16 protein-coding genes and 1 pseudogene are annotated in these 17,296 nt (G+C 72.2%); 11 read left to right on the top strand and 6 right to left on the bottom strand.

What is annotated here, in order from left to right:
• Positions 1 to 27 precede the first annotated feature (27 nt).
• Both QK440_RS08205 and miaB read right to left on the bottom strand, forming a co-directional pair.
• Positions 28 to 747, bottom strand: a complete 720-nt coding sequence (locus QK440_RS08205; protein WP_282792325.1) for a hypothetical protein — start codon at positions 745 to 747, stop codon at positions 28 to 30.
• Between the two features lie 159 nt (positions 748 to 906).
• Positions 907 to 2,400 carry a tRNA (N6-isopentenyl adenosine(37)-C2)-methylthiotransferase MiaB gene (gene miaB, locus QK440_RS08200; protein ID WP_282792370.1) on the bottom strand — a complete coding sequence of 498 codons (1,494 nt, stop codon included), beginning with the start codon at positions 2,398 to 2,400 and terminating at the stop codon, positions 907 to 909.
• A gap of 290 nt (positions 2,401 to 2,690) precedes the next feature.
• Here miaB and QK440_RS08195 point away from each other — a divergent pair, with 290 nt between their 5' ends.
• Positions 2,691 to 3,560 (top strand): SAM-dependent methyltransferase, encoded by an 870-nt coding sequence (locus tag QK440_RS08195; protein ID WP_282792324.1) that lies wholly within the window; start codon positions 2,691 to 2,693, stop codon positions 3,558 to 3,560.
• Positions 3,561 to 3,597: 37 nt separating this feature from the next.
• Here QK440_RS08195 and QK440_RS08190 read toward each other — a convergent pair whose 3' ends face one another.
• Positions 3,598 to 4,536 (bottom strand): MBL fold metallo-hydrolase, encoded by a 939-nt coding sequence (locus tag QK440_RS08190; RefSeq protein ID WP_282792323.1) that lies wholly within the window; start codon positions 4,534 to 4,536, stop codon positions 3,598 to 3,600.
• Between the two features lie 293 nt (positions 4,537 to 4,829).
• Between QK440_RS08190 and QK440_RS08185 the strand changes: the two genes are divergently transcribed.
• Complete coding sequence (locus QK440_RS08185; protein ID WP_282792369.1) at positions 4,830 to 5,249, top strand: MarR family transcriptional regulator; 420 nt, start codon at positions 4,830 to 4,832, stop codon at positions 5,247 to 5,249.
• A 64-nt stretch (positions 5,250 to 5,313) separates the two neighbouring features.
• On the top strand, positions 5,314 to 6,309 hold the full coding sequence (locus tag QK440_RS08180) for a TAXI family TRAP transporter solute-binding subunit (RefSeq protein ID WP_282792322.1): 996 nt from the start codon (positions 5,314 to 5,316) through the stop codon (positions 6,307 to 6,309).
• On the opposite strand, the gene QK440_RS08175 is transcribed toward QK440_RS08180, so the two are convergent.
• Together QK440_RS08175 and QK440_RS08170 are read right to left on the bottom strand one after the other, a co-directional pair.
• Entirely contained in the window at positions 6,299 to 7,732 is a 1,434-nt protein-coding gene (locus QK440_RS08175) for a HAMP domain-containing sensor histidine kinase (RefSeq protein WP_282792321.1), read from the bottom strand. The genes QK440_RS08180 and QK440_RS08175 overlap by 11 nt on opposite strands.
• A 9-nt stretch (positions 7,733 to 7,741) precedes the next feature.
• Complete coding sequence (locus QK440_RS08170; RefSeq protein WP_282792320.1) at positions 7,742 to 8,431, bottom strand: response regulator transcription factor; 690 nt, start codon at positions 8,429 to 8,431, stop codon at positions 7,742 to 7,744.
• A gap of 402 nt (positions 8,432 to 8,833) precedes the next feature.
• Between QK440_RS08170 and QK440_RS08165 the strand changes: the two genes are divergently transcribed.
• The 8 genes and pseudogenes from QK440_RS08165 to QK440_RS08135 all read left to right on the top strand — a co-directional run bounded on the left by QK440_RS08165 (position 8,834) and on the right by QK440_RS08135 (position 15,893).
• Complete coding sequence (locus tag QK440_RS08165) at positions 8,834 to 9,610, top strand: amino acid ABC transporter ATP-binding protein (protein WP_282792319.1); 777 nt, start codon at positions 8,834 to 8,836, stop codon at positions 9,608 to 9,610.
• 98 nt (positions 9,611 to 9,708) lie between these two features.
• The gene (locus QK440_RS08160; RefSeq protein ID WP_282792318.1) at positions 9,709 to 10,545 is read left to right on the top strand and encodes a glutamate ABC transporter substrate-binding protein; all 837 of its coding nucleotides are present in this window, start codon (positions 9,709 to 9,711) and stop codon (positions 10,543 to 10,545) included.
• A 74-nt stretch (positions 10,546 to 10,619) separates the two neighbouring features.
• The gene (locus tag QK440_RS08155) at positions 10,620 to 11,285 is read left to right on the top strand and encodes an amino acid ABC transporter permease (protein ID WP_282792317.1); all 666 of its coding nucleotides are present in this window, start codon (positions 10,620 to 10,622) and stop codon (positions 11,283 to 11,285) included.
• Complete coding sequence (locus QK440_RS08150) at positions 11,282 to 12,232, top strand: amino acid ABC transporter permease (protein WP_282792316.1); 951 nt, start codon at positions 11,282 to 11,284, stop codon at positions 12,230 to 12,232. Before QK440_RS08155 ends, QK440_RS08150 begins: the two co-directional genes overlap by 4 nt.
• A gap of 191 nt (positions 12,233 to 12,423) precedes the next feature.
• Positions 12,424 to 13,980, top strand: a pseudogene (locus QK440_RS08145) (FAD-dependent monooxygenase); the annotation flags it as partial.
• Positions 13,981 to 14,708: 728 nt separating this feature from the next.
• Positions 14,709 to 14,795 (top strand): putative leader peptide, encoded by an 87-nt coding sequence (locus QK440_RS41350; protein WP_349239274.1) that lies wholly within the window; start codon positions 14,709 to 14,711, stop codon positions 14,793 to 14,795.
• Between the two features lie 70 nt (positions 14,796 to 14,865).
• The gene (locus QK440_RS08140) at positions 14,866 to 15,444 is read left to right on the top strand and encodes a cysteine dioxygenase (RefSeq protein WP_282792315.1); all 579 of its coding nucleotides are present in this window, start codon (positions 14,866 to 14,868) and stop codon (positions 15,442 to 15,444) included.
• A 23-nt stretch (positions 15,445 to 15,467) separates the two neighbouring features.
• Positions 15,468 to 15,893 carry a rhodanese-like domain-containing protein gene (locus tag QK440_RS08135; protein ID WP_282792368.1) on the top strand — a complete coding sequence of 142 codons (426 nt, stop codon included), beginning with the start codon at positions 15,468 to 15,470 and terminating at the stop codon, positions 15,891 to 15,893.
• A gap of 82 nt (positions 15,894 to 15,975) precedes the next feature.
• Here the strand turns inward: QK440_RS08135 and QK440_RS08130 are convergent, their stop codons facing one another.
• The gene (locus QK440_RS08130) at positions 15,976 to 17,166 is read right to left on the bottom strand and encodes a serine hydrolase domain-containing protein (protein ID WP_282792314.1); all 1,191 of its coding nucleotides are present in this window, start codon (positions 17,164 to 17,166) and stop codon (positions 15,976 to 15,978) included.
• Positions 17,167 to 17,296: the final 130 nt, after the last annotated feature.

Below are 17,296 nucleotides of genomic sequence, written 5' to 3'. Positions count from 1 at the left end.
GGGCCAGCCCTAGCCCCAGGGCCGGCCCTAGGCCCAGGCCGCCACCAGGTACCCCACACCGTACGGAGCCTCGTCGAAGAGCAGCGCGCCCTTGAGGCCCGCGCCGGCCGCGGCGCCCGCCAGCACCTGCCAAGGGGCCCGGCCCGCCGCCTGCAGCTCGTGCGCCAGCTTCTCGTCCAGCCCCTTCAGGGCCTCCACGTCGGCCGCCGCCAGGGCTGCCGCCACCGCCGCGTCGAAGTCGGCCGCCCGGTCGTCCAGGTACCCGGGCGCCTTCAGCGTGCGGCACGCGCTGGCGTCGCCCATCACCAGCAGCGCCACCCGGTCCGTCCGCGCTGCGACCTCCTGGCCCACGCGGATGCAGCGCTCGGCCGCGAGCCGCTCCCCCACGCCGAGGCCGTCGACCGGAGCGGCTGACCACCCGGTGCGCTCCAAGAGCCAGCCGGCGACCGCGAGGGAGGCCGGAAGCTGATGCTCCGGCATCTCGCTGTCGCCTTCCGGTGTCCCAAGGCGGACGTCGAGGTCCACGCCGAAGCCGCGGAACGACCCGCAGGTCCCCTGAGGGTGCGGTCCGTGGCCCTCGGGTCCGGCCGGGCCGACCACGACCAGGCGGTCCGGCCGGGAGGCCGCGAGCACCCCGACGGCGTCCGCGCACGCCGCGCGCGCGGCGTCCAGCTCGGGGGCCGCACCCGCGGCGACCTCGGGCACGAGCAGGGGCGGACAGGGGCACACGGCTGCGGCGACAAGCATGATCCGCAGCGTAACGCGCGCCGCCGACAGCGCGGGGCGCGGTCAGCGGCGGCGTACGGGAGGACGGCAGGACGGCAGGACGGGCACCCTAGGACGGCGGACCGGGGACCGGAGGACCGGGCGACCGGCCACCGTCCCCCCGCGCCCGGTGTACCGCTCTCAGTCGCGGGCGCACCCGGGAGCCGCCGCCACCGGCAGGGGCTCCGGGACGCCCACCTTGGGCAGGCCGAGGAGGACGCCGGCCGGCTTCGCGGCCTCGGCGGCGTTGCGCTTCTCCCAGGCGTCACCCGCGCGCGTGCGGCGCACGTCGAGGACGGCTCCCTCGGCGAGCAGGTGGTGGGGCGCCGCGTACGTGACCTCGACGGTGACCACGTCGCCGGGGCGCACCTCGGTGTCCGGCTTGGTGAAGTGCACCAGGCGGTTGTCGGGGGCGCGGCCGGAGAGGCGGTGCGTGGCGCCGTCCTTGCGGCCCTCGCCCTCGGCGACCATCAGCTCCAGGGTGCGGCCGACCTGCTTCTTGTTCTCCTCCCAGGAGATCTCCTCCTGGAGGGCCACCAGGCGCTCGTAGCGCGCCTGCACGACCGCCTTGGGGATCTGGTCGTCCATCTCGGCCGCCGGCGTGCCGGGCCTCTTGGAGTACTGGAAGGTGAAGGCCTGCGCGAAGCGGGCCTCGCGGACCACGTGCAGGGTCTGCTCGAAGTCCTCCTCGGTCTCGCCGGGGAAGCCCACGATGATGTCCGTGGTGATGGCCGCGTGCGGGATGGCGGCGCGGACCTTCTCGATGATGCCCAGGTAGCGCTCCTGGCGGTAGGAGCGGCGCATCGCCTTCAGGACGGGGTCCGAGCCGGACTGCAGCGGCATGTGGAGCTGCGGCATCACGTTCGGCGTCTCGGCCATCGCGGCGATCACGTCGTCCGTGAAGTCGCGCGGGTGCGGCGAGGTGAAGCGCACGCGCTCTAGGCCCTCGATGGTGCCGCAGGCGCGCAGGAGCTTGCTGAAGGCCTCGCGGTCCCCGATGTCGGAGCCGTACGCGTTGACGTTCTGCCCGAGGAGCGTGATCTCGGAGACGCCCTCGGCGACGAGCGCCTCGATCTCGGCGAGGATGTCGCCGGTCCTGCGGTCCTTCTCCTTGCCGCGCAGGGCGGGCACGATGCAGAACGTGCAGGTGTTGTTGCAGCCCACGGAGATCGACACCCAGGCCGCGTACGCGCTCTCGCGGCGCGTGGGCAGCGTCGAGGGGAACGCCTCCAGGGACTCGGCGATCTCGATCTGCGCCTCCTCCTGGACGCGGGCGCGCTCCAGGAGGACCGGCAGCTTGCCGATGTTGTGCGTCCCGAAGACGACGTCGACCCAGGGTGCCTTCTTGACGATGGTGTCGCGGTCCTTCTGGGCCAGGCAGCCGCCGACGGCGATCTGCATGCCGGGGCGCGAGGCCTTCTTCGGGGCGAGGCGGCCGAGGTTGCCGTACAGGCGGTTGTCGGCGTTCTCCCGGACCGCGCACGTGTTGAACACCACGACGTCGGCGTCGCCGTCGGAGCCCTCGGGCGCGCGCACGTAGCCCGCGCCCTCCAGGAGGCCGGAGAGGCGCTCGGAGTCGTGGACGTTCATCTGGCACCCGTAGGTGCGCACCTCGTAGGTCTTCAATCCGGCCACTGCTCCACCAGCCACGTCGTCACCGCTCACCCGTCCAGGGTAAGGGCTGGGATCAGCGCGCCGTGCTGGCCGGTGCTCAGGGGCCGGCCCGAGTGGGACGGAGCCGGGGCGCCGGGTGGGTGCCGTCCCTGCCCGGCGGTGCGGCGCCGGGCCCCTCCGACGGCACGGTGCCGCCCCGTGGTGCCGCGCGTCCCGCCCTTGTCCGCCGAACGGGGACCGGCGCGGGAACTCGCGCCACTACATTGCACGTTGACAGCATCACCGGCCCTCTTCGCGCCAGGAGGCATCACGTGACCGGGCACCCCTCCCCCGAGGCTCCGGAGGTCCCTGAGGCTCCTCGGGGTCCGTCCGCCAAGGACGCCGCCGAGGCCGTACGGAGCCGGATCAACACCGCGCAGCCGCACACGGCGCGGATCTGGAACTACTGGCTGGGCGGCAAGGACAACTACGCCGTGGACCGCGAGGCGGGTGACCGCATCCGCGAGCTGCACCCCGGCATCGGGGACTACGCGCGCGCGGACCGCCAGTTCCTGGGCCGCGCGGTGCGCCACCTGGTGGCCGACCGCGGCGTGCGCCAGTTCCTGGACGTCGGCACCGGCCTGCCGACGGCCGACAACACGCACGAGGTGGCCCAGCGGATCGCCCCGGAGTCGCGCGTCGTCTACGTGGACAACGACCCGCTGGTCCTCACGCACGCGCGCGCCCTGCTGACCAGCTCCCCCGAGGGACGCACGGACTACCTGGACGCCGACATGCGGGACGTGGACCGCGTCCTGGAGCACGCGGGGCGGACGCTGGACTTCAGTGAGCCGGTCGCGCTGATGCTCCTGGGGGTCGTCATCTTCATCGACGACGACCAGGAGGCCTACGGCGTCGTACGCCGCCTCATGGAGGCCCTGCCCTCCGGGAGCCACCTCGTCCTGTCGCACACCATCACCAGCCCGGCGATGCCGGACGTGGACGCCGCGGTGGCCTTCTGGAACGAGCACGGCACCCCGAAGCTGACACAGCGCACCCCGGAGCAGGTGGCCCGCTTCTTCGACGGGCTGGACCTGCTGGAGCCCGGCGTCATCTCCTGTTCGCGGTGGCGCCCCGAAGGGGGTGGGCAGGGGCTGCCGGACGAGGTGGCCATGTACGCGGGCGTGGCCCGCAAGGCCTGAGCGGCCTTCGGCAGTCCCGGGAGACGACTGCGGTGCCTCAGGGCAGCGGGGCCCAGACCATGCGCCCCTGGGAGTCCCGTTCCGCCCGGCCGAACACCACGTCCGCGAAGTGGATGCCGAACCCCAGGGTGCCGGGCTCGGCCAGTTCGCCGACGAGCCGCTGCCGGTACGCGGCCGCCTGGGCGGGGTCGTGGTCGACGGCCGCCGACCACTCGGGGCGGGTGATCTGCACCGGTGAGTGCAGTGCGTCGCCGAAGGCCAGGAGACGTCCGCCGCCCGACGAGATCTCGTACGTGACGTGGCCCACCGTGTGCCCCGGCCGCACCCGGGCGCGCACCCCGGGGAAGACCTCCTCGCCGTCCGTGACCGTCCGGACCTTGGGCGCGAGGACGGCGAGGACCTCGCCGGTCGCCCCGTGGTCCGCGGCCAGGTGGCGCTGCTCCCACTCGGGCTCGCCGAACAGATAGGCGGCGCCGGTGAACGCGGGCTCCGTGCCGCCGGGTGCCGGGTTCCAGGCCCAGCCCAGGTGGTCGCCGTGCAGGTGCGTGAAGGCGACCGCCTCGATCGTCCCGGGGGCGCGGCCGAGCGCGGCGAGGTTCGCCAGGAGCTCGCCGCTGCGCCGGGCGCCGATGAGGGCGTTGCCCGGGTCGTCCGGGGCGTCCTGGGGACCGTAGCCGGCGTCGATGAGCAGGGCCCGGTCGCCGTGCTCGACGAGCAGCCCGCCGACGCTCGCCACGAGGTGTCCGTGCTCGTCCAGGTGGTCCGCGTGGGCCTCCCAGTCGCTCGCCGTCGAGGCGGGCAGCCAGCCGCGGGGCTTGAGGCGGACGGCGCCGTCGGCCACGGAGCTGACGCGCAGGTCGCCGAGGCGGAACGTGCGGGTGCGCCCCGGTCGGCGCAGCCGCTCGGCGGCGTCCTCCCCGCCCAGCAGCGCGGGGCCGTCGGCGTGTGCTTCGAGGGTGTTCTCGGACGCGGGCATGGGACCTCCAGGGCAGTCGGTTCAGCCGTCGGCGCGGCTGTGGTCCGCCCCGCCGAGCAGAACGTTAGAACTAGAATCATTCGAGTTGCAACCATTTGAGTTGCAGCGATGAGTACCCTGAGGCCATGGCGAACACGCGCGACGGCGCTCTCGGCGGCGAGCAGGCGACCCGGGCCGAGGCCGCGGCTCCCGAGCCGGTGGCCACGGAGCCGGAGAATCCGGCGGAAGCCCCTGCTTCGGAGACTCCCGCTCCCGCCCGGACCCCGGCGAAACCCCCGGAACCGCAGACCGCCCTGTCCGCCGAGACCCTCGCCGAGGCCGAGCGGCGCCTCTGCGGCCTCGTCAACGCCCTCTCCCGGCGGATCGAGGGCCACGTGCGGGAGCACGCCTCCGCCCTCGGCCTGACCGCGCCGCAGGCCGTCGCCCTGCGCGAGCTGACCGGGCCGATGACCCTGCGCGAGCTGGCGGAGCGGATGTCCTGCGAGCCGTCCAACGCCACGTTCGTCTCGGACCGCCTGGAGGAGCAGGGCCTCGTGGAGCGCCGGCCGCACCCCAGCGACCGGCGCGCCAAGCAGCTCGTGCTCACCCCCAAGGGGGCCGCCCTGCGCGACCGCCTCATCGCCACGCTCACCCGGGAGTCACCTCTCAGCCGCCTCTCGGACCGCGAGCAGGACACGCTCCAGGAGCTGCTGCTGCGAGCCGTCGCGGGCTAGAGCACCGCGTGGCCCGGGCCCCGGCCCTGGTCAGCACGGCGGCAGCGGTGGCAGGATCGCGCCCATGTCGCCAGCCCTGCCCCGCCTCAGCCGACGGCGCGCCCTCCAAGGGGCGGCCGTCGCCTTCGTGGTCTTCGGGCTGCTCCTGTGGTGGCTGCTCCCGGTGGGAGGGTCGTCGCCCCAGGGCCGGGTGGCCTTCAGTACGGGCGTCAAGGGCGCCGTCTACGAGACGTACGGGCAGCTCCTGCGGACCGCCGCGGCCAAGGACATGCCCGACGTCGACATCGACCTGCTCAACAGCGAGGGGTCGCAGCAGAACGTGGAGCGGGTGGCCACCGGGCGGGCCGACTTCACGATCGCCGCCGCCGACGCCGTGGAGAAGTACCGCCTCAGCGGCGGGGCAGGCGCCGAGCGGCTGCGGGGCTGCGCGCGGCTGTACGACGACTACGTGCACATCGTGGTGCGCCGCACGTCCGGCATCCACACGGCACAGGACCTGCGCGGCAGACGGGTCGCCGTCGGGCAGCCGCGCTCGGGCGTCCAGCTCATCGCGGAGCGCGTCCTGAAGGCCGCCGGGCTGGATGTGGACAAGGACGTCACGGCGCTGCCGAACGGCATAGACACCGCCCCGGACCTGCTGCGGCGCGGCAAGGTCGACGCGTTCTTCTGGTCCGGCGGCCTGCCCACCTCGTCCGTGAGCGCGCTGTCCGAGGACGTCGCCATCCGCCTCGTACCACTCGGGGACCTCGTCGGCGCCCTGCACCGACAGGGCGGCGCGTCGCGCTACTACCGGGCCGCCGTGATGCCCGCCGACGCCTACCCCGAGGCCCAGCAGAACGCCGCAGTGCGGACCCTGGCCGTGGCCAACCTCCTGGTGACCACCGACCGGGTCGACCCGGAGCTGACGGAGGGCCTCACCCGGACGGTCATCGACAGCCGGGACCGCATCGGCGCACGCGTGCACGCCGCGCAACTCGTCGACCTGCGGACCGCCCTGTACACCCACCCCCTGGCCCTGCACGAGGGCGCGCGGCGCTACTACCGCTCGGTCAAGCCCTGAGCGCCGGCCTCTCGCCGCCGGGCGCCTGCCGGGGGACGCCCACCGTCACCTTCAGGCCGTGCGGCTCGTGACGCTCGTACGCGAGGGTGCCCCCGCCGGCGGCCAGCAGCGCCCGGGAGATGGACAGGCCGAGTCCGGAGCCCTTGACGTTCTGATGGCGGTTGCTGCGCCAGAAGCGGTCGCCGACGCGGGCCAGCTCGTCGTCGGTGAGGCCCGGGCCGCGGTCGGTGACGACGACGCTCGCCGTCCCGTCGGCCGAGGCGACCCGCACCTCGACGCGCTCCCCCTCGGGCGTGAACTTGAGGGCGTTGTCGATCACCGCGTCCAGGGCGCTGGACAGCGCGATCGGGTCCGCCCACCCCGTGGTGGCCGGGCAGTGCCCCTCCAGGAGCACGCCCCGCTCCTCGGCGAGCGGCCGCCAGGCGGCCACGCGCTCGGCCGCGAGCGCGCCGATGTCGGTGAGCCGGAGGTCCGCCGTCGCGTGCTCGGCGAGCGCCAGGTCCAGGAGGTCGTCGAGGACCTGCGCCAGTCGCTTGCCCTCCGTGCGCACCGAGGCGATCTCCTCGTTGCCCTCGGGCAGTTCCAGGGCGAGCAGCTCGATGCGCAGCAGCAGGGCGGACAGGGGGTTGCGCAGTTGGTGGGAGGCGTCGGCGACGAAGGCGCGCTGCTGCTCAAGCACGTCCTCGACGTGGTCGGCCATCTCGTTGAACGAACGGGCCAGGCGCCGCAGTTCCGGCGGCCCGCCCGCCGCCGCGACCCGGGACGCGAGGCGGCCGGTGGCGATGTCGTGCGTGGTCGCGTCCAGAACGCCCACCGGGCGCAGGATCCAGCGGGTGAGGCGCAGCGCCGCGCCGACCGCGAGGAGCATCGCCGCCGACTCGCCCGCGCCGATCAGCAGCCAGCCGTGCAGGGTCTGCGCGCGCATGCGCCCGGTCGGCGAGTCGGTGACGACGACGGCGATCACGTCGCCGTCGCGGATCACCGGGGACGCCACGACGATGCGCCCGTCCTCCTCCCAGGGCCACACCTGGGGCGGGTCGTGGCTGCCCCGGGAGCGCAGCGCCTCTTCGAAGGCGTCGCGTACGGGGTGGCCCACGCCGGGCAGGAACCAGTCGTCCGGGGCGTGCGCCATGGGGAGCGTGTCCCGGAAGAAGACGCCCGCCCTGATGCCGTAGACCTGGTTGTAGTAGTCGAGTTCGTTCTGGAGCGTCTCGCGCCGTTCGTCCTTGTCGCGTACGCGTGAGCCGACGGGGCGCTCCGTGACGAACTGCGCGAGCGAGGCGAAGCGCGCGGTGTCGTCGATGCGGTCGACGACGACCTTCTGCTGCTGGGCGGAGGCCACGCTCACCGCGAGGGGCACGCCCAGGGCGAGCAGGACGCCCGCCATCAGGACGATGAGCAGCGGCAGGAGGCGGGCGCGCACCTGTGCCCGCTACGACGCCGGGGCGACGAGCCGGTAGCCGACTCCGCGCACGGTCTCGATCAGGGCGGGCATGTGCAGCTTCGCGCGCAGGGAGGCCACGTGCACCTCCAGCGTGCGGCCGGTCCCCTCCCAACTGGTCCGCCACACCTCACTGATGATCTGCTCCCGGCGGAAGACGACGCCGGGCCGCTGGGCCAGCAGGGCGAGCAGGTCGAACTCCTTGCGGGTCAACTGCACCCGGGTGCCGTCCACGCTGACCTGCCGGGTGGGCAGTTCGATGCGTACGTTGCCGAGCCGCAGCTCGGTCTCGGCCGGGGCGGGCGCGGTGCCGGCGGACGGGCGCCGGGTGACGGCGTGGATCCGGGCGATGAGCTCCCCGGTGTCGTAGGGCTTCACCACGTAATCGTCGGCTCCGAGGTTGAGACCGTGGATGCGGGAGCGTACGTCGGCCCGGGCCGTGACCATGATGACGGGGGTCGACGTGCGCTTGCGGATCTTCCCGCAGACCTCGTAGCCGTCCTGGTCGGGCAGGCCGAGGTCCAGGAGCACCACTCCGAAGGGTGCCGCTTCGCCGGGCAGCAGGGCCTGGAGGGCCTCCTCGCCGCTGCGCGCGTGGGTGACGGCGAAGCCGTGCCGGGCCAGGACCGCGGCGAGGGCGGCGGCCACGTGGTCGTCGTCCTCGACGAGGAGCAGTCTCATGCGGTCCCCCTCCAGCTCATCGGCCCCCCTGTGGTGTGGTGGTTCCCACGGGTCCCGGTGGTGCCGTGGGCCCGCGGTTCATCGGATGTTCCGTTTCCGCTCACGCGGCGCTCCGCCCGTGTCCACGGGCGTCGGCCACGCGCGCGTGCGCGCGGATCTCAGCGGTACGGGACGCGTGCGGCGCCCCAAGGCATCCACGCCGATGGCAAAGGACCGCGTCAAGACCCTTCGGGTCACGGACACGTTCCGTTATGCACCCGGTACGCGCGCCCGGCGCCCCGTTCACACAAAGTGTCCGGTTGCGGCCGGATCGTTATGCTCAATTTCCCCTCAGATGTAATGACGCTGGTCGCACCGGGTTACTACTGTCCTCCCAACCCGAGGAGGATGGAGCAACAAGCCGTGACCGAAGTATCGGTGACCAAGGACGCCATACCCGCGGCGGACGACCTTGTCGTGTTGAAGAACGTCAACAAGCACTTCGGCGCGCTGCACGTCCTCCAGGACATCGACCTGACCATCGCCCGCGGCGAGGTCGTCGTCGTGATCGGGCCCTCCGGGTCCGGCAAGTCGACCCTGTGCCGCACGATCAACCGCCTGGAGACCATCGACTCCGGCGCCATCTCGATCGACGGCAAGCCCCTGCCCCAGGAGGGCAAGGAGCTCGCCCGGCTCCGCGCCGACGTGGGCATGGTCTTCCAGTCGTTCAACCTCTTCGCGCACAAGACCGTGCTCGAGAACGTGATGCTGGGCCAGGTCAAGGTGCGCAGGACGGCCAAGGCGGAGGCGGAGGAGAAGGCCCGCGGCCTGCTCGACCGCGTGGGCGTCGGCTCGCAGGCCGACAAGTACCCGGCGCAGCTCTCCGGCGGCCAGCAGCAGCGTGTCGCGATCGCCCGCGCGCTCGCCATGGACCCCAAGGTGATGCTCTTCGACGAGCCCACGTCGGCGCTCGACCCGGAGATGATCAACGAGGTCCTCGAGGTGATGCAGCAGCTCGCCCGGGACGGCATGACCATGGTCGTCGTGACCCACGAGATGGGCTTCGCCCGGTCGGCCGCGAACCGCGTGGTGTTCATGGCGGACGGCCGGATCGTCGAAGAGGCCACTCCGGACCAGTTCTTCAGCAACCCGCGCAGTGACCGTGCCAAGGACTTCCTGTCGAAGATCCTGCACCACTGACGTGCCGCGCCGGCGCCCCGCCCGCAGGGGGCGCCCCCTCACCTCCGGACGCCCGGCAGCGTCTCCCCCAACCTCCGCCGACACGAAGGATGTTCACCATGAAGGTTCGCAAGGTCACCGCGGCAGCCTCGGTCCTGCTCGCGCTCTCCCTCACCGCCACCGCGTGCGGCGGTGACGACAAGGACGACAAGGGCTCCGGCGGGGGCAAGAAGATCACGATCGGCATCAAGTTCGACCAGCCGGGCCTGGGCCAGAAGACGCCGGACGGCAAGTACGAGGGCTTCGACGTCGACGTCGCCACCTATGTCGCCAAGGAACTGGGCTACAAGGAGGGGGACATCGAGTGGAAGGAAGCCAAGAGCGCCGACCGCGAGACGATGCTCCAGCGCGGTGACGTCGACTTCATCGCCGCGACGTACTCGATCACGCCGGAGCGCGAGGAGAAGGTCGACTTCGCGGGTCCGTACCTGCTGGCGCACCAGGACGTCCTGGTCCGTGCCGATGACGACTCCATCAAGTCCCCGAAGGACCTGAACAGCAAGAAGCTGTGCTCGGTGACCGGGTCGACGTCGGCGCAGAACATCAAGGACAAGCTGGCCCCCAAGGCCCAGCTCCAGCGCTACGGCGCGTACTCGCAGTGCCTGACCGGCGTGCAGAACAAGGTCATCGACGCCCTCACCACCGACGACTCCATCCTCGCCGGTTACGCCGCCCAGAAGAACTTCCAGGGCAAGTTCAAGCTCGGCGGCTTCAAGATGACCAACGAGAACTACGGCATCGGCGTCAAGAAGGGCTCCGACCTCAAGAAGAAGATCAACGACGCGCTGACCAAGATGGTCAAGGACAAGGCCTGGGACGAGGCCGTGAAGAAGAACTTCGGCCCGGCCAACTACAAGCACGAGCCCGCGCCGAAGATCGGCGACATTGTCAAGTAAGCAGGATGTGAGGGGCGTGCCGCTCGCGACAGCGGCACGCCTCGCTTGTCCTTCCAACGCGGAAGCGCGGGATAATGTTCGACTTTCTTGAAGGCTATGACCTGTGGGGAGCCTTCTGGGAGACGGTGAAACTCACCGGACTCTCAGCGGTCGGCTCCCTGATATGGGGAACCATGCTGGCGGGCATGCGTGTCAGCCCTGTGCCCCTGATGCGTGGATTTGGCACCGTCTATGTCAACGTCGTGCGGAACATTCCGCTCACCATCATCATTGTTTTCACCTCGCTCGGCCTGAACCAGACGCTGGCCGTCAACTTGGGCGCGGAGGACGTCGACAGCGTCAACTTCCGCCTCGCCGTGCTCGGTCTGACCGCCTACACGGCTGCCTTCGTCTGTGAGGCGCTGCGCTCGGGCATCAACACCGTGCCGGTCGGGCAGGCCGAGGCCGCGCGGGCGATCGGTCTGAACTTCACCCAGGTCCTCACCCTCGTCGTGCTCCCGCAGGCCTTCCGCTCTGTGGTGGCCCCGCTCGCCAACGTGCTGATCGCGCTCACGAAGAACACCACCGTGGCCGCCGCGATCGGTGTCGCCGAGGCGGCCCTGCTGATGAAGAACATGATCGAGAACGAGGCCCAGACGATCGCGATCGCTGCCGTCTTCGCATTCGGATTCATCTGCCTCACTCTTCCGACCGGTCTGATCCTCGGCTGGCTCAGCAAGAAGGTGGCGGTCAAGCGATGAATACCGTCCTCTACGACGTCCCGGGGCCGCGCGCCAAGCGGCGCAACCTCATCTATTCGGTGGTCTTCGTCATCGCCGCCGGTCTTCTGTGCTGGTGGGTCTACCGCGCGCTGTCCGACAAGGGGCAGCTCGACTGGGTGATGTGGAAGCCCTTCTTCACGGACAGCAGGGCCTGGACGACATACATCTGGCCCGGTCTGGAGAACACGCTCAAGGCCGCCGCGTACTCCATGGTCCTCGCGTTGCCGCTGGGCGCCGTGCTCGGCATCGCACGCCTCTCGGACCACCTGTGGGTCCGTATCGTGGCCGGATCGGTCGTGGAGTTCTTCCGCGCGATCCCGGTCCTGATCCTCATGCTGTTCGCCAACCAGGCCTTCGCCGAGTACAGCGACGTCCCCTCCGACGACCGCCCCATGTACGCGGTCGTGACCGGCCTCGTCCTGTACAACGCCTCCGTACTCGCGGAGATCGTGCGGGCGGGCATCCTCGCCCTGCCCAAGGGCCAGACCGAGGCAGCAAAGGCGATCGGCCTGCGCAAGGGCCAGACCATGCGGTCCGTGCTGCTGCCGCAGTCGGTCACCGCGATGCTGCCCGCGATCGTCAGCCAGCTCGTGGTCATCGTGAAGGACACCGCGCTCGGCGGCGCCCTGCTCACGTTCTCCGAGTTGCTGTCGACCGTCAGCACGATGAGCGGCTACTACGGCGCCAACGTCATCGCCAGCTTCACCGTCGTCGCGCTGATCTTCGTAGTCATCAACTTCATCCTCACCACGTTCGCCTCCTGGCTGGAGGGACGGCTGCGGCGCGGCAAGAAGTCCACGGGTGCGATGGTGCCCGTGGCCGCCGTGGCCGGAACGGCGGCCACCGGTGACGGGGGCGGCGCCCTCGGCGGCGGCGTGATGGGCGGCACGGGCGACGGAGGCGGCGGGGGCGGCACCGGCCAGTGAGTCCTCCCCGGGCACTCACCCGATGATCCGTAAGAACGAAGGCAGTGGCGGCCACGCCACTGCCTTCGTCGCTTGACGCAAGCACCGGCAGTGGGTTGCATACGTTCTGTGATCGTGCACCGGGTTTCAACTGCCATTTCCTGTACGTACGTCCGGCGCTCGCAAGCCGTCATGGCAGGAGGCCGTACGCCGTGGACCCGGTGATCGTCGCCGGTGCGGGCCCCGTGGGCCTCACCCTGGCCCTGGCTCTCGCCCGCCACTCCGTTCCCACCGTCGTCCTCGACGAGGGGCCCGGCAAGGACGAGCAGCGGCCCGCGCGGACCGCCGTGCTGCGGGAGGACACCGCCGCGCTCGTCGAGCGTCTGGCCGGCGGCTCCTTCGGCGGTGTGAGCACGGGCGCGCGGTGGAGCGGGTGGCGGTCGATGCGACGGAAGCAGGTGACCCGGCAGCTCACGTTCAGTGACGAGCTGCCCTCGCCGTTGCACGTCCCCCAGCACGTGCTGACGGGTGCGCTGCGTGACGCCATCGCCGACGAGCGGCTCGTGAAGGTCGCCGTGGAGAGCAAGCTGGACGCCCTGGACCAGGACGCCTCCGGGGTCACGGCTCACACCCGGGGGCACAAGGACGCCTGGTGGCGAGGGAGTTATCTGATCGGCTGCGACGGGCCCCGGTCGACGGTCCGCAAACTGCTCGACATCCGCTTCCCGGGGCGTACGGCGGTCGAGCGGCACGCGGTCGCCGTCCTCCGGGCGGAACTCCCGTGGCCAGGCGAAGCGTTGCTGCACCGTAACCCTCCGTGGCGCGGCGCGGGGACCGAGGTGACGGCGCGCCCCCTGGCGGGCGGCCTGTGGCGGATCGACTGGCTGCTGCCCCCGCGCGGTGACCTGGTCACCCCCGACGCCCTCCTGTCCCGCCTCCGCGAGACCCTGGGGGGCTGGTGCGGGGGCTCGTCCACACCGCCGTACGAGCTCCTGGACACCGGCGTCCACACGGTCCACCACCGGCTCGCCCGGCGCTGGCGGGCCGGTCGCTGCTTCCTGGCCGGGGACGCCGCCCACCTCCTGGGCACCCTCGGTACCCAGGGCCTGGACGAGGGCCTGCGGGACGCGGACAACCTCGCGTGGAAGCTGGCCCACGCCTGGCACCACGGCGCGGGGGGCGCACTGCTCGACAGTTACCAGGTGGAGCGGCGCGCCGCCGTCGCCGCGCGCCTGCGCGCCGCTGACCAGGCGCTGCCCGCGCTCCGCGGGGGCGGTGGCCTGCGCGCGTACGTCCCCGGGGCGGCACGCGGCCAGGAGACGCTGCTCACGGACGGCCATGTGGGGTGCGGCCAGCTCGGTGCACCAGCGGCGCACGCCAACTCCCCCCTGACACCCGGGCCTTCGGACTCGACCGTGGAGGTGGCCACGGAGCCGGGCGCTCCGGTCGTCGATGTGGGGGTGACGGCTCCCGACGGCTCCTACGTACGGCTGCGGGGCCGCCTCGGCCTCAGCCAGTTCCTGGTCGTCCTCGTGGCCCCGGGCACCCTCGTGTGGGACCGGCGGCACTGGATGACGGCCGGGATCATGCCCCGCCTCGCGGCGGCGGTGTCCGCCCTGCCGTGCCCCGCCGAACTGCTCGTCGCCGAGAGCTACCCCGGCGCGGCCGCGCACACGGTGCTCCTCGTACGGCCTGACGGGCATCTGGTCACCGCGCTGAGCGGCGTACGGCCCGCGGAGCTGTACGCGGCCACGGAGGCGGCCCTCGGCCGGGTGGCGCCACCGGAGACGCCGGCGAAGGGGCGCGCGGGCCGGGGCGGGGCCGCCAAGAAGGGCCGCGGAAGCACTGCCTCCGGGGCGAAGGGGGCCTCCTCCGGGGCGAAGGCGACCTCCTCCGGAGCGAGTGGCGTCTCCTCCGGGGCGAGCGGGCCCGCCGCGGGGACGAACGGGCCCGCCGCCGGAGCCGGTGGGTCCGCCTCTTCCGGGGCGAATGGATCCTCCTCTGCGGTGCCAGGGTCCGCCTCCGGCACGGCCGCGTCCGCGGAGCCGGGAAACCCCGCAGGCACGGCACCCACGAGGCCGGGAAGGCCCGTACGCCAAGGAGGGACCCCCGTGGAAGGGCCCGTTCGCCCAGGAGGGAACCCCACGGGAGGGTCCCCGGAAGCGGGAGGGCCCGCAGGCACGAGCGGCCCCACCGCCGCGCGCGAGTCCGCAGGTCCGCCCCAGCCCACAGGCCGGGTCGAGTCCCGGAAGAGCCCGTCCGGAGCGACCGGCGCGACAGGGACGACTGGCGCGACCGGCGCGGAGGCGGCCGGACCCGGCGCTGGCGCGTCGGGCGGGCGCGACAGCGCCTCCCCGCGCGGGTCCGCGCGCGCATCCGCCCCCCACCGCGGCACCCGTCCCGCCCCCGGGGACAACGGCAGTTGAGACGGGAGCGCGCTCGCCCACACGGGGAGAGCGAGTTGACCGTGTCCCACGGTCATGGTCTACTCCGGATCATGACCGACACCGCTGTCCGCTTGTGGCGGAGGGTCCACATGGACCTCGTCCGCTACGCGGGCTGCGTGTGTCACCCGTCCATCTGACTTCGCCTTCTCCGCCTCTCGCGCGCCCGGTTCCGGCGCGCCCGCACGCGAACTCACTGGACGGTCCACCATGTCTGCGTCTGTCTCCGGATCCACCCCCCTCCCCTCACTCCCCTCACCCCCTTCCCTTCCCTCCCCCGCCGGCTCCCGCGCGCCCGCGCCCACCTCGGCGGAGCTGCTCGACTTCGTGCGCCGCGCCGCCGCCGACGCCGACCTGGTCGCCTCCCTCCCCCTGGACCCGCAGGGCCGCACCTGGGTGCGTCTCGAGGGTCCGGGCGGCAGTGAGGCCTGGCTGATCGGCTGGCCGCCCGGCACCGGCACCGGCTGGCACGACCACGCCGAGTCGGTCGGCGCCTTCACCACTGCCTCGGGCACCCTCAAGGAGAACTCCCTCGCCGCCCGGCTCCCCACCGACGGCTGGAAGACCCTGGAACTCACCGAGGGCATCGACCGCGAACGGCTGCTGCCCGCCGGACAGGGGCGGGCGTTCGGCCGCAACCACGTGCACGAGGTGTTCAACCAGTCGCGCACGGACCACGCCGTCTCCGTGCACGCCTATTACCCGCCACTTCCGCGGATCCGCCGCTACAGCCGCACCGGCGACGTGCTACGTCTGGAGCACGTCGAGCGTCCGGAGGACTGGCAGTGAGCGCGGGTCTGGAGCTGAACGGCATTCCGGGGGTGACCGCGGCCCCGCTGATCACGGCGGAGCCGCTCGCCCCCGTGGGCATAGACGAGTTGCTGGAACGGGTACGCGATGGCCTCGACCGGGTCACACCGCGGCAGGCGTACGAGATCGGCCGCACGGGGGGCCTGCTCGTCGACATCCGGTACGCGGCCCTGCGCGACCGCGACGGCCTGATCCCGGGGGCACTGGTCGTCGAGCGCAACGAACTGGAGTGGCGCCTCGACCCCCAGGGCAGCCACCGCGCCCCGCAGGCGGACCGCCACGACCTGCGGATCGTCGTCCTCTGCAACGAGGGCTACGCGTCGAGCCTCGCGGCCCACTCCCTGCGCCAGCTCGGCCTGCGCCACGCGACCGACCTGGTCGGCGGCTTCCAGGCGTGGAAGGCGGCCGGGTACCCGGTGTCCGCGTGACCGCGTGCGCACCCCCGGTGTCCTGCCGGGGGTGCGCACGCGCGCGTGGGGCTCAGCGTGAGCGGGCGCAGGCTCAGCGGCTTCAGCGTGAGCGGGACGACGTACCGCAGTACTCGGCGTTCATGACCGGGGAGAGGTCCCCCACCCAGTCGCCGTTGTGATTGTAGGCGAGCTGGTGGCTGCCGTCCTCGGTGGTGACGGCCATGGAGAGCCATCCCACCATGCCCCCGGCGTGGCCCCAGAGGGTGGTGCCGCAGCTCGTCGTGAGCTTCCCGAGGCCGAGCCCGTAGGCGAAACCGGTGGACTCCGGGTCGTTGACGGTGGTCTTCATGGCCTTCAACTGCCGCGGCGGCAGCAGCTTCCCGCGCATCAGGGCACGGTAGAAGCGGGTGAGGTCGCCCGCGCTGGAGATGATGTCGCCGTCGGCCCAGCCCTGCGAGCCGTTCATCTCGGTGATGTCGTCGATCCGGTTCGGCTGCGCGGGGAAGAGCTTGGCGTAGCCGCGGCTGCTCGGCCGGGGCAGGTGGACGCCGTTGCCGGGGTTGGACGTCTCCTTCAGCCCCAGGGGCTTGATGATGCGCTCGCGGACCTCCTTCTCGTAGGTCCTCTTGCCGAGCTTCTCGATGATCAGCCCGGCGAGCACGTAGTTGGTGTTGGAGTACGAGAAGTCGGTGCCGGGCCGGAAGTTCGGCTTGTGGGAGAGGGCCACCTTCACGTGCTTCTCGGGCGGCAGCGTGTCGTAGCGGTGCCGGAGGTAGCCGTCGCCCTCCAGGTACGTCCTGCTGTACTTCTTGTCGGCGAGGTAGTCGAACAGGCCGCTGGTGTGGTTCAGGAGCTGCCGTACGGTGATCTTGCGGCCGTCGTTGCCGTTGCCCCGCACCATGCCGGGCAGGTGGCGCTCCACCTTGTCGTCGAGATCGAGCCGCCCTTCGGCCTCCATCTGGAGGAGGACCGTCGCGACGAACGTCTTGGTGATGCTGCCGACCCGGAACCGGTCGTGCTTGCCGCGCGGCTCGCCCGTCTTCAGGTTGCCGACGCCGGACGCCGCCTTCCAGACGCCGTCGGCGTCCCGGGCCTGTGCGGTGATGCCGGGGACCCCGGCCTTCACGGCCGCGTCCATGGCGCGCTGCGTCACCCGGTGGTGGCCGGTCGCGGGGGCCGGGTCCGGCGACGCCTCGGCGGGGGCGGTGAAGGCGGTGCCCGCCAGCGCGGCCGCCGCGAGACCCACCACGCCGGCCTTCGCTCTGTTCCGTACCGTTGTCGACGTCGTCATTTCGCACTCCCGGGAGTCTGGGGTCGTCCGTGGTCAGCCGTGGGCCGCGCCCGTACGGGCCGTCGCGGGCGACGTTCTGTCGCGGCGCGCGCGGCGGACGGGCCACTCGAGTACTCGAGTACCTAGACCA

Origin of the sequence: Streptomyces sp. CC224B, from assembly GCF_030010595.1 — a bacterium.
GTDB lineage: Bacteria > Actinomycetota > Actinomycetes > Streptomycetales > Streptomycetaceae > Streptomyces > Streptomyces longispororuber.
The sequence above is the reverse complement of the archived record's forward strand: the minus strand, read 5'-3'. Positions and strand labels throughout refer to the sequence as shown.